This is a genomic window from Roseiflexus sp. RS-1, assembly GCF_000016665.1.
Taxonomy (GTDB): domain Bacteria; phylum Chloroflexota; class Chloroflexia; order Chloroflexales; family Roseiflexaceae; genus Roseiflexus.
This window is the reverse complement of the sequence record NC_009523.1, coordinates 4,747,516-4,759,433: the sequence shown is the minus strand read 5'-3', so window position 1 is coordinate 4,759,433 and position 11,918 is coordinate 4,747,516. Positions and strand designations below refer to the sequence as shown.

The 11,918-nt window shown below is 61.8% G+C and carries 9 protein-coding genes; 6 read left to right on the top strand and 3 right to left on the bottom strand.

From position 1 onward, the window contains the following. Nucleotides 1-5 precede the first annotated feature (5 nt). A complete protein-coding gene (locus ROSERS_RS19620; RefSeq protein WP_011958499.1) occupies nucleotides 6-587 on the top strand; it encodes a thymidine kinase in 582 nt (193 codons plus the stop codon). A 38-nt stretch (nucleotides 588-625) separates the two neighbouring features. Here the strand turns inward: ROSERS_RS19620 and ROSERS_RS19615 are convergent, their stop codons facing one another. Then, nucleotides 626-1,588: an IS110-like element ISRfsp2 family transposase gene (locus ROSERS_RS19615; RefSeq protein ID WP_011954873.1), complete on the bottom strand. Its 963-nt coding sequence runs from the start codon at nucleotides 1,586-1,588 to the stop codon at nucleotides 626-628. A 435-nt stretch (nucleotides 1,589-2,023) separates the two neighbouring features. Here ROSERS_RS19615 and ROSERS_RS19610 point away from each other — a divergent pair, with 435 nt between their 5' ends. Then, nucleotides 2,024-3,085: a type I phosphomannose isomerase catalytic subunit gene (locus ROSERS_RS19610; RefSeq protein ID WP_011958498.1), complete on the top strand. Its 1,062-nt coding sequence runs from the start codon at nucleotides 2,024-2,026 to the stop codon at nucleotides 3,083-3,085. 190 nt (nucleotides 3,086-3,275) lie between these two features. Continuing rightward, entirely contained in the window at nucleotides 3,276-4,244 is a 969-nt protein-coding gene (locus ROSERS_RS19605; RefSeq protein WP_011958497.1) for a stage II sporulation protein M, read from the top strand. Here ROSERS_RS19605 and ROSERS_RS24400 read toward each other — a convergent pair. Then, on the bottom strand, nucleotides 4,241-5,533 hold the full coding sequence (locus tag ROSERS_RS24400) for a PAS domain S-box protein (RefSeq protein ID WP_011958496.1): 1,293 nt from the start codon (nucleotides 5,531-5,533) through the stop codon (nucleotides 4,241-4,243). The genes ROSERS_RS19605 and ROSERS_RS24400 overlap by 4 nt on opposite strands. A 243-nt stretch (nucleotides 5,534-5,776) precedes the next feature. Here ROSERS_RS24400 and ROSERS_RS19595 point away from each other — a divergent pair, with 243 nt between their 5' ends. Both ROSERS_RS19595 and ROSERS_RS19590 read left to right on the top strand, forming a co-directional pair. Further along, a complete protein-coding gene (locus tag ROSERS_RS19595; protein WP_011958495.1) occupies nucleotides 5,777-6,571 on the top strand; it encodes a DUF4058 family protein in 795 nt (264 codons plus the stop codon). 261 nt (nucleotides 6,572-6,832) lie between these two features. After that, on the top strand, nucleotides 6,833-7,627 hold the full coding sequence (locus ROSERS_RS19590; protein ID WP_011958494.1) for a DUF4058 family protein: 795 nt from the start codon (nucleotides 6,833-6,835) through the stop codon (nucleotides 7,625-7,627). 102 nt (nucleotides 7,628-7,729) lie between these two features. Here the strand turns inward: ROSERS_RS19590 and ROSERS_RS19585 are convergent, their stop codons facing one another. Beyond that, complete coding sequence (locus tag ROSERS_RS19585; protein WP_011958493.1) at nucleotides 7,730-9,115, bottom strand: MFS transporter; 1,386 nt, start codon at nucleotides 9,113-9,115, stop codon at nucleotides 7,730-7,732. A 197-nt stretch (nucleotides 9,116-9,312) separates the two neighbouring features. On the opposite strand from ROSERS_RS19585, the gene ROSERS_RS19580 reads away from it, so the two are divergent. Continuing rightward, on the top strand, nucleotides 9,313-11,880 hold the full coding sequence (locus ROSERS_RS19580) for an eCIS core domain-containing protein (protein ID WP_011958492.1): 2,568 nt from the start codon (nucleotides 9,313-9,315) through the stop codon (nucleotides 11,878-11,880). Nucleotides 11,881-11,918 lie beyond the last annotated feature (38 nt).

Below are 11,918 nucleotides of genomic sequence, written 5' to 3'. Positions count from 1 at the left end.
TCCGTATGACACGCCTGTTGGGGGGCCGCATTGAGGTGATCTGCGGCTGTATGTTCAGCGGTAAGACCGAAGAACTGATCCGCCGTCTCAACCATGTCCGGCTTGCACGTCAGCGCCTGATCGCCTTTACGCCACGCCGCGATACGCGCTACCGGCTCGGCAGCCTGGTGAGTCACAATGGTCTCTCGGTCGAAGCGCGCGTGATCGACTCGATCCGCGATATTCCGGCGTACCTTGATAGCGATGTCGATGTGGTGGCGGTCGATGAACTGCACCTGCTCGATGATCCGCCCGATGCGGCGCGCGAGGTCTGCCAGCAACTGGCAGACCGTGGCTTGCGGGTCATCGTCGCCGGGCTGGATCAGGACTTTCGCGCGCAGCCGTTCCCGGCAATGGCACAGTTGATGGCAGTGGCTGAACAGGTCGACAAGTTGTACGCAATCTGCGTGCGGTGCGGCGCCTATGCGACCCGTTCCCAACGCCTGATCGACGGCAAACCGGCGCCTGCCGACGCGCCGACGATTGTTGTCGGCGGGCAGGAACTGTACGAAGCGCGCTGCCGTGCCTGCTACGAACCGGCACAGTAAAAATACACCGCAGAGTCGCCGAGTAACTGTGTTGCTTGTCAAGGGGCGCTCGTATGCACAGCCGGATCCCAGGGCTTTTGCTGACGCAATATTGCGCCGAGAATAGTCAGCAGCTTGCGCATCGCAGCGACGATGGCGACCTTGCGCGGCTTGCCAGCTTGACACAGGCGCTGATCGAAGGCGCGCCTGACCAGACGGCGCCGCGTGGCCGCCAGGGTCGCCATGTACAACACGCTGCGCACATCCCTCCTGCCGCCGGAGATATGCCGGGGTTTGTGCTGTGCGCCGCTCTGATTGGCATACGGCGCAACGCCCACAAAGGCCGCCGCTTCCTTGCGATTGATGGTCCCCAGTTCGGGCAGGCGGAGCAGCAGGTTCAGTGCGGTGATCGCGCCGATGCCGGGCACGCTTTCGAGCAGCTCCCGTTTCCGGCGCACCTCGTCGGTGCGCTCCGCCTCGTTGTCGCGTTCCTGCTCAAGCGCACGGATCTCCTGATCCAGCCAATCAATATGCTGCTGGATGCCCGGGCGGAGGTTCGGCGCGGCAGCCGTCAACCGATTGATCTCAGCCGTCCGCATCTGAATCACCTGCTCCCGCCGGACCAGCAGGTCGCGCAAGGATGCGCGCTGCTCGTCCGTCGCTTGGTGGTGCGGCGGGCGCACCCGTTCGGCAAAGCGGGCGAGCAACCGGGCATCCAGGCGGTCGGTCTTCGCCTGGCGTCCTTCCGCGTGCGCCAGGGCGCGCACGCGGCGTGGCTGCACCCGCGCCGTCGGCAAGCCAGCCTGGAGCAGTTGGGCGAACACCATGCGCTCCAGCCCGCCGGTCGCCTCCAGCACAATCAGGGTCGGCTGCAGGCGCTGGAGTCGCGTGACCAGGAGCTGGACACCTTCGTCGGTAGACGGTATCGTCTCGCGTGGCGCGTGCGGGTCGGCGCCAAACGCCACATCCAGCGTCTGTTTGGAGACATCAATGCCGATAAAGAGCGACTCACGGGAAGCCATACACAGAACCTCCTGAGGAAAACGGCGCCAGCCTTGCTAGCATATGCGGGTTTGAGGGCCCAGATAACTGTTCGGCTTGGTCGCGTTGAAGGACACGGCTACCCAACACTCCGCGGCGATCTCGTGAACCTGGCGCAGAACGGTATACCGTGTCCCGTTAGATTATACTAGAGCGCAGAGAACTCCAAAAACCAGGCTGGACGCGATGCGCGGTGAAGAGTACGTTTTGGCAAACCAATCTTTCTCGCTGCGGTGAAATATGTGTGGCAGTCTCAATGTATACTGTATCTCAGCCCCAGTGCTTGCTTTTGCAATGGGTGCATCGGGCAACCCATTGCTAACCGCCACCGACTATCGCCTATCGGCTATCCTGCGAAAGTGTGCAATGTGTGCGTCGGGCAACCCATCGCTGACCAGTATTCAGAAGGTGCTGCTGTGTCACAAACCCACCTGTATCCGCTCATCACCCGTCCGCGCTTTGCGCATCCGATCTGGGGCGGAACGTTCCTTGCCGAATGGCTCGACCTGCCGCCGCCACGCCCCGAACGCCTGGGTGAGATCTGGCTGGTGTACGATACGAATCCGATCATCGAGGGACCGCTGGCAGGGAAGACGCTGGCACAGGTGACCGATACCTTTGGAGCGGCGCTGGTCGGCGAACGCACCATGGCGAGGTATGGCGCCGATTTTCCGCTGCTCGCCAAGTTCATTGATGCAGCGGATCGCCTTTCCATTCAGGTGCATCCTGACGACGCCTATGCGCACACATACGAAGCCGCCACCGGTTTTCACGGCAAAACTGAAGCCTGGCACATCCTGCACGCCACGCAAGGCGCCGATGTTGTGTACGGTCTGGCGCGCTTCAGCAACCGTGCGGAACTCGCTGCGGCGATTGCTGCCGGAGAACTGGAGCCGTTGTTGCACCGATTGCCGGTTGCGCCTGGCGATACCGTCTTCGTGCCAGCGGGGACGTTGCACGCAATCAATGCCGGGATCGTGCTATTCGAGATTCAGCAAAAATCGGATCTCACGTACCGGGTGTACGATTATGGACGAATCGACGCCACAACGGGTCAACCGCGCGCATTGCACATCGACAAAGCGCTCGACGTGACCGACTACGCGCCTGCGCTGCGCGGCGTTGTGCCGCCATTGTCACTGGCAGAAGGGCGCGATCTGCTGGTCGCGTGCGCTTCCTTCGCGCTCGAACGCCTGACGATCGCGGCGCCGGTCGACTATCTGGTCGATCCAGCGACGTTCGAGATTCTGACGATCATTGAGGGGTCCACGACGCTGCGCTGGGATAGCGGCGCCCGCGCTTTGCGGCGTGGTGAGGCAGTTGTCATCCCGGCGTGTCTGGGTGGATACGCCCTCTTGCCGACGGATGACGTGCGGATACTGCGGGCATACGTGCCAGACCTGGATGCGCTACGATACGAATTTGCGCAGCGCGGCGTGGACGCAGGACGAGTGGCGCAGACGGTGGTTGAATGTTGAAGAGGCGAGAGGTGAGGGTTGAACGTTGAACGTTGCGGGTTGAAGGTTGAGGGTGGTAAGGATGAAGGTTGAAAGGTTGAAGGTTGAAGGTTGGAGCGTTGAACGTTGAACGTTGATCGTTGAACCCGGTTCTCAGTTCTCGGTTCTCAGTTCTCAGTTCTCGGTTCTTGGTTCTTGGTTCTCAACGATTATGCTCGTCGAAGATTTCATCAATCGGAGAAAAGCGTCGTGGGAACGCCTGAGCACAATCATTGAACGTTCGCGTCGTGGCGGGTTGGCGGCGCTTGAAGATGAAGAGATCGCCGAGTTAGGACGCCTGTACCGCAGCGCGACGTCGGATCTGGCGATCGCGCGCCGCGATTTTTCCGGGCATCGTGTGGTGGATTACCTCAACGGTCTGGTGGCGCGTGCTCACGCAGAAGTGTATCAGCGACGCGCGGATCGCAGCAGCGGGCTGGTGCGCTACTTCGCCACCGATCTGCCGCGGACATTCCGGGAAACGTGGGTTTACTCGCTTGCGTCGCTGTTGATGTTTTTGATACCGGCGCTGATCGGCTTTTTTGTCACCCTGAACGATCCGCCCTCTGGATCATTGCTGATTCCCGGCGTCGAAGAAGTCATCAACGACATTCGTGCCGGGCGCGAGTGGTGGAAGTCGATCAACGACGACGGGCGCGCCGCATCGGCAGCGCTGATCACCACCAACAACATCCGTGTAGCCATCCTGGCGTTTGCTGGCGGGGTATTGCTCGGTATACTCACGTTGTTCGTGCTGGCGCAGAATGGACTGCTTCTGGGAGTTGTGGCAGGAGCGGCGCAGGCATACGGATTCAGCAGCAATCTGTGGGGATTCGTCGCAGCGCACGGGGTGATCGAACTGAGCGTGATCATCATCGCAGGCGGCGCAGGATTGCAACTCGGGTGGGCAGTCGCCCGTCCAGGATTGATCACCCGGCGCACGGCGCTCGTACTGGCAGCGCGCCGGGCAGTACGTCTGATACTCGGTTGTGCGCTGCTATTGGTCGTTGCAGGTGTGATCGAGGGGTTCATCTCACCGTCGGATTTGCCGCTGACGGTCAAACTGGCGGTCGCGGTTCTCAGCGGGGCGGCGCTGTACGCATACCTCTTGCTGGCAGGACGGGAGCGCAAAAGAGATTAGCGTCCGGCGCCCTTTCGCCGGATGGCATCGTGATCCAGCGCCAGACGTATGCCGGTCTGGAGCGACCCGGTGGTGCGGATGCCTTCCAGACTGACCCCCAACTGCACCAGCGTCTGCGCCACCTGCGGCTTGATGCCGGTCAGGATCACCTGCGCCCCCAGCAGCCGCACCGCCTGTGCGGCGCGCACCAGCGCACTGGCGACCTGCGTATCGACCACCTGCACCCCGGTGATGTCAACAATCGCCACGTCCGCGCGATGGGCGGCGACCCCTTCGAGCAGGGTGTCGATGATCTGCTGCGCCCGCGCGCTGTCGATGGCGCCGACCAGCGGCATAATCACCGCCGTCTCACTGATCGGAATGAGCGGGGTGGAGAGTTCGCGGATGGCGGCGCGCTGCGCCTCGATCACCTGCTGCTGGAGCGCGAAGCGTTCCGCCTCGGCGCGTTTCTGGTCGCTGATGTCGCGCAGGAAGCCGATGAGCCACACCTCGTCGCGCGGAGATCGCTGCGCATACATCGCTGCCGACACCGGCGCAATGCCGCCGTCCCTGCGCTGGATGCGAATGTCGAGCACAACTGCGTTATTGTCCTCCAGACGCGCCAGCGCTGTGCGCACTGCCTGGCGATCATGTTCTACGATGCCATCGAAGGCATTCATGCCGATGAGCTGGTCGCCACAGCCGGTCAACGTCTGATACGCAGTGTTGGCGTAGATAACATTGCCCCTGACATTAGCGACGCCGATGGCATCGGGGGCGTTTTCGACCAGCGCCTCGAACAGGCGCAGCCGCTCCTCACGCCGGAGTTCTTCGGTCAGATCCTCGACAATGACGGTTATCGCCGCCGGTTGTCCGGCATCATCACAGATGAGAAAAGCGTCGATATGCACCGGGATAGCAGCGCCATCGCTGCGGCGCAACGAGATGTTGTCCTGCCAGATGCCATCGTACCTGACTTTCTGCAAGCCCCTGTCCAGCAATGGGAGATCGTACTCGAAATAGAGCGTGCTTATATGCCTGCCGACAAGTGCATGATAGCCAGTCAATGCACAAAATGCAGAATTGACATAGGTGATGACGCCTTCGAGATGAACGATCACAATGCCCTGTGATGCACGCTCGACCGTAGTACGAAATCCTTGAAACTCATTGAAGGCGCCGGTGTGACCGGTTGTACGGAGCATGGCGTTGCCCGTGTGATACGCTTCGAGGCGCATTTCCAATTCGTTGATACGCTGACGCAACGCGGCGTTTTCAGCTTCAAGCCTGGTTATAGTTTCGGATGACATGTTTGTCCCACGTAGTATAAAAATGCCGTTACCGGCATTCACCTGAATACCCCCATCCAGCGATTGAGAAACGTTCCTTCGGCAGGATTGAAGTTCTTTTGTATCATATACAAAGAGAGCACCAGAATGTTACCGGTTCAGTACGAAGTGCAGCATGACGCGTTCGGCTGCAACGGTTTCACTCTTATGAACAACGTGGTATCATCCCCTGAGCGCCACGAGCACGTGAAGGGAGCAACCCGCATGCCAGGACCATTTCCCGGAATGGATCCCTACCTGGAACGCCGCGACCTCTGGCCCGACGTCCATCAGAGCCTGATAACGTATAGCAGAGATGCGCTCCAGCCGCAGATCCGTCCCCGCTATCACGCGCGCATCGGGGAGCGCCTCTATGTCATCCCGCCGCACCGGTCTATCTATCCGGATGTGACCGTCACGCAGCGTCCGCTGGCAGAAGCGCCGGGAGAAGGACGCGACGTGGCGGTGCTGACGGCTGATGCGCCGGTGGTCATCGCCGTCGCGCCGGAAGAGGTGCGCGAGCCGTTCATCGAGATTCTCGACCTGACCCGGGGCGGGCGCGTCGTCACGGTGATCGAGGTGCTCAGCCCCGCCAACAAAACGCCTGGCGAAGGGCACGAAGCGTATCGCCGCAAGCAGGAAGAGACGCTCGCCAGCGACACCCATCTGGTGGAGATCGACCTGTTGCGCCAGGGACTGCCCACGGTGGCGATTCCGCCGCACTATCTGATCCCCTATCAACCGTGGCACTACGTCATCTGCATCAGCCGGGCGGGGCGCCGCGAGCGGTTCGAGGTGTATGTGCGCACGATCCGGCAGCGCCTGCCGCGGATTGCCATTCCGCTGCACCCGCCGGACCCGGACGCCGTCTTAGACGTGCAGGCGGTGTTGGAGCGCTGCTACGAGCACGGCGCCTACAGCGACCTGATCGATTATCGTCTCGATCCCGACGTCGCGCTGCCCGCCGAAGAGGTCGCCTGGGTGGATGCACATCTGCGCCAGCAGGGGCTTCGCCCGTAGCACGGATCTAAAACCTGGACACGACTCGTGGAACCGTGATGATACCTTCGTCACAGCACTGAGGAACAGAAGACTATCAAGGGCGCGTCCCGCCTTCCATCTTCACCGTTCCACGCGCCACGCGGTCAAAACGGCGATGCCGGTGACGACGATCATCAGTACGAAGTGCAGCATGACGCGTTCGGCTGCAACGGTTTCACTCTTATGAACAACGTGGTATCATCCCCTGAGCGCCACGAGCACGTGAAGGGAGCAACCCGCATGCCAGGACCATTTCCCGGAATGGATCCCTACCTGGAACGCCGCGACCTCTGGCCCGACGTCCATCAGCGGCTGATAACGTATAGCGCGGATGCGCTCCAGCCGCAGATCCGTCCCCGCTATCACGCGCGCATCGGGGAGCGCCTCTATGTCATCCCGCCGCACCGGTCTATCTATCCGGATGTGACCGTCACGCAGCGTCCGCTGGCAGAAGCGCCGGGAGAAGGGCGCGACGTGGCGGTGCTGACGGCTGATGCGCCGGTGGTCATCGCCGTCGCGCCGGAAGAGGTGCGCGAGCCGTTCATCGAGATTCTCGACCTGACCCGGGGCGGGCGCGTCGTCACGGTGATCGAGGTGCTCAGCCCCGCCAACAAAACGCCTGGCGAAGGGCACGAAGCGTATCGCCGCAAGCAGGAAGAGACGCTCGCCAGCGACACCCATCTGGTGGAGATCGACCTGTTGCGCCAGGGACTGCCCACGGTGGCGATTCCGCCGCACTATCTGATCCCCTATCAACCGTGGCACTACGTCATCTGCATCAGCCGGGCGGGGCGCCGCGAGCGGTTCGAGGTGTATGTGCGCACGATCCGGCAGCGCCTGCCGCGGATTGCCATTCCGCTGCACCCGCCGGACCCGGACGCCGTCTTAGACGTGCAGGCGGTGTTGGAGCGCTGCTACGAGCACGGCGCCTACAGCGACCTGATCGATTATCGTCTCGATCCCGACGTCGCGCTGCCCGCCGAAGAGGTCGCCTGGGTGGATGCACATCTGCGCCAGCAGGGGCTTCGCCCGTAGCACGGATCTAAAACCTGGACACGACTCGTGGAACCGTGATGATACCTTCGTCACAGCACTGAGGAACAGAAGACTATCAAGGGCGCGTCCCGCCTTCCATCTTCACCGTTCCACGCGCCACGCGGTCAAAACGGCGATGCCGGTGACGACGATCATCAGTACGAAGTGCAGCATGACGCGTTCGGCTGCAACGGTTATGCCGCTTCCTCCTGAGCCGATGATCACGCCGCCAATGCCTGCGCCGAGCGCAGTTCCAAGTTGACTGGCAATCTGCAACGCTGATGATGCGCGGCCCTCGTGACCCTGCGTTGCATTCTGAAGCACCGCAAGGGAAAGAGCCGAGTACGCCAGACCGATGCCGCATCCGGCGATACCCCACGTACCAATACTGAGGAGTGCTGGCATTACTGGAGCGACTGTGGCCGTCGTGGCGCTTATACCGATCAGCATCACCAGCAAGCCGAGGACAGCAATCGAGCCAGGTGGCATGCGTCTGGCGAGACGCGCCTGCATCCATGCGCCAGCAGTCCACGTCAGGGTGGCAGCGGTCAGCGCCAGCCCGGCGGTAACGATGCTCAACCCACGCACGGTCGTAAGCGCCAGCGGGACGAATGCATCGACGCCGAAGAATGCCAGGTTGAGCAGCCCCATTGCCGCGATGGCGGCTGGAAGTCCGGGTGCGGCACGGAGCGTTCCTGCGGGCAGCACCTGACGTAGCGCAATGATTGTCGCAACTGCGCCGAGGGAGAGGAGCGCCACGCCCGTCGGCGGCGCAGCGCTCATCCACCCCAGTCCGCCGATGACCATTCCTGCGCCTGTGGCGAGCACAAGCGCCAGCCTGATCTCACGGTTACGTTGATGATTGCCAGACGTACTATGCTGCGCTGGCGCCAGACGACGCAACGACGGCAGCGCCATGCATGCCGCCAGGATCGGTAGCGGGATCAAGCCGAGAAAGACCCAGCGCCAGCCGATGGTTTCGGTAATAATTCCCGCCACTCCTGGACTAACCATGCCCGGCACAACCCAGGCGCTCGAAATGATCGCCAGCATGCGCGGACGCGCATCCGTCTCATAGCCACGTCCCACGATGATGTAGACCACCGCGCCAATGATGCCGCTACCCAGCCCCTGCACGGCGCGCCCGACAATCAGCAGCGGCATGGTGGGGGCAAGACCGGCGATCAGCAAACCGCCAACAAACAGGCATGTGCCGGCGATAAATGGCGTCGCAATCCCCCGGCGATCCGCCTCTGGTCCCGCGACGGTCGCTGCAACCATGTTTGCCAGCATGAACGCACTGAATGCCCAACCATACCACGCCAGTCCACCCAGGTCTTGCGCCGTGGCCGGCATCGTTGCAGCGACCGCCAGCATCTCGAAGGCGGTTGCGATGATGATCAGCGTCAGACCAACAGTGAGCATACGTCGTCCGGCAACCCAGATGCCTGCCGGTTGCGCGGTCATGGCGTCTTCGATCATGGACATATCGACTCTTTCGATGGCTTGATGATGACCGGCTTCGACTTCAGAGACGTCGCCTGCCGCAATTGCGCCAGTTTGCTTAAACAGAATCGTTCTTTACCGGTGAAGGACAGATGAAGTATACTCTTCCTTGCATTGCGCTGCAATCCGGCTGTTGCTCCCTACAGGTCCTCCCATCTGGAAAAAGAAAGGGTGGGTGCATGAGATCAACGAACCGCCTTTCTCAACGAAAACCGCCAGCATTCGACGCCGCTCCATTATCGCGTATTTCTCGACAGACCGCTTCCCACGCAGCCGCCAGCAACGAACGCGCAGATGCCGCCGATCAGAGCGCCGCCTTCCCAGCCGGTCACTCTTTTGAGTCGTTGCAGATCGAAAGCGATGCGCGTCAGCGCACGGCGCCAGACGAACCGTCTCTCATTGCACCTCTGGTTCTGCCGCGCAATCCAGAGGATGATCTGCGGGAGCGCGCCTCGCGCGCGACGAACTACGACCTGAGTCACGCTGCGATCCATCGCAATAGTCCGCTTGCTGCTGCCAGCGGCGTGGAAGCGTTCGCTCTGTCGCAGGAGATCCACGTTGCGCCGGGGCGGTATCAACCGGAGACGCCCCATGGCGCCCATGTGCTGCTGCACGAACTGGCGCACGTGGCGCAGCAGGGAAACGATAGCGCACGCAATGCAGCCGATCCGCACGAGTATGACACCCTCGAACAGCAAGCCGAAGCCGTGGCGCATCGCGCTGCCGGTCTCGCTCCCTCCGCCTCTTCGACTCATCTGCGCGCACTGTCGCCGCCAACGCCAACATTATTCCCGCAGGCGTTCGACCCGCGGTACCACCGGCAGGCAACGGTTCACGGGCTTGTCGGAACCGGCTTTTCGGCGGAAGAGATCGGTCAGATCTACGCGGCCAACTGGGAACGTGACTTCTCACAGGCGCATCCGGCGCTTGCGAATATCGTGCTGACGTGGAAAGCGATCAAACTGGCAGCCTTCAACCGCGAATCGCTCGATCCGGCAATCGACCGGTTCAACCGGGCAGTCGGCGCGTTGCTTGACATGATCCCCGGTCGCGTCAGCGAACTGGCAAATACTCAATCATACGGGGGATACAATTTCTACGAGCACATGGATAATCCCGCCAGTGAAGCGGCTCTCCAGGGTGATCGCGGGGAAGCCAGGGTGAACCGTGAAGATCTCCTGGTGATCCCGGAGGGCGAACGCATTCCGAAGTACATGATCGACTCGCGGGAATACATCAAGGCGCAACTCTTCCGCGCCGCTCAGTCGTACCGTGGCGATATGCATGGACAGAAAACAGGGCAAACTGCGGAGGCGTTTCGCGATCGCGCAGCCGAACTGGAAGAGCGCATGCCGGGACCGCCTGTGGCGCGCGGAGCGCTGCGTACCACAGCGGTGGCGCAGGAAACCGCGATCCAGGTTGAACATACTCCATTTCAGGAGATCACGTTCGAAGAGGAGGTTATCACTGCACCACGGGGGACCGGCAATGGCGCAGGCGCAGAAGCCGATCTATCGACCAGCGGACCGGCTTTCAACGCCGAGGTGGATCGGCGCTTTTGGGCGCAGACGAACTACAAAGTCAATCAGCGCCTCGATCCGAGCCTGCCGGAGGATCAACCATACATCCAGATATGGTTGCGTATTCGGAATCAGGTGCGCGCCGAGCGTCAGGCGGCGCTGCGTGAGCGCGAAGCGCGGACGATCACCATGCCGGCTGAGACGATTCGGGGTACGGTTCCTCGCGGACCGACCGGACACTGGGGACCTGATGTCGCCGATGCCATGGGGCGGGCGGGTCATGCGCTCGAAGACTTCTTTGCTCACTCGAACTTCGTTGAGTTAGCCATTGGGCAACCGGCGCCGACCCTTCTCTATAATCCCGCGACGGGGAAGGTCGAGCCAGTCCAGGGTCAACTGGGCACAGGGGCGTTCGGCGACAACGACAAACTGCATTCATTGGCGCACAAAATACGGGCAATCGCCGATGAGATCGAAAGCGAAATGCCCCTGGTCAACCGTGTGGCAGGACGCACCACCGTCGATCCAACCCCCGATCAGGTGCATGTCGGGAGCGAGGCGCCGCCTGTGGCACACAGCCACGATGAGCACGAACACGAAGGAGCGCCGGGGTTTCTCGATTGGGTCAGGGCTGTGGGAGGCACGGGGTTGCGGGCGGCAGGTCGCATCATTGGCGGCGGGGTGCTGGGAGGCGCAGCGGCGGGAGCGGTTATCGGAGCGGCGCTTGGAGGCCTGCTCGGCGGTCTTGCGGGAGGGGTCATCGGCGGCATTGCAGGGTTCTTCGCCAGCGGCGGAATGGAAGGGTTGCGCACCCGCATCCGGGAAACATTCCGGGATGTGATTGCCACCCCTCAAGGGATTGCGATGTTGCGGCGGATTGCCGACGTGATTGAACGCATGACCCGTGCCAACGAAGAGGCCGGTTCACACACGGCGCTGGCAAAGGATCAACCCGGTCACGATGACTCGCCGTCGGGACGATTGCGCACCATCAAGTTTGAACTGGCGCAGGAACTTGCCGCTGCTGCGGATCGCATGATCCTGGGCGGGATGCGGGCAGTCTTCGATGTGCCGTCTCCAAAGTCGGCGAATGATCTGCTGAATGATATCTACACGCAACTCGACGCTCTGATCGCGCCGCCGGGCAATCACCCGCTCGATCATCTGATTGAGCATCGCCGGGAGGAGGCGATCCAGGCGCTCGAAGAGTATCAGAGGCACTTGTAAATGGGTGATTTCCCACTCCCATCATCCAGCGAACGCCA

Coding starts and splice junctions, on each gene's coding strand:
- ROSERS_RS19580 (WP_011958492.1), top strand. CDS start 9,313: ATGAGATCAACGAACCGCCTTTCTCAACGAAAACCGCCAGCATTCGAC.
- ROSERS_RS19620 (WP_011958499.1), top strand. CDS start 6: ATGACACGCCTGTTGGGGGGCCGCATTGAGGTGATCTGCGGCTGTATG.
- ROSERS_RS19590 (WP_011958494.1), top strand. CDS start 6,833: ATGCCAGGACCATTTCCCGGAATGGATCCCTACCTGGAACGCCGCGAC.
- ROSERS_RS19605 (WP_011958497.1), top strand. CDS start 3,276: ATGCTCGTCGAAGATTTCATCAATCGGAGAAAAGCGTCGTGGGAACGC.
- ROSERS_RS19615 (WP_011954873.1), bottom strand. CDS start 1,588: ATGGCTTCCCGTGAGTCGCTCTTTATCGGCATTGATGTCTCCAAACAG.
- ROSERS_RS24400 (WP_011958496.1), bottom strand. CDS start 5,533: ATGTCATCCGAAACTATAACCAGGCTTGAAGCTGAAAACGCCGCGTTG.
- ROSERS_RS19585 (WP_011958493.1), bottom strand. CDS start 9,115: ATGTCCATGATCGAAGACGCCATGACCGCGCAACCGGCAGGCATCTGG.
- ROSERS_RS19595 (WP_011958495.1), top strand. CDS start 5,777: ATGCCAGGACCATTTCCCGGAATGGATCCCTACCTGGAACGCCGCGAC.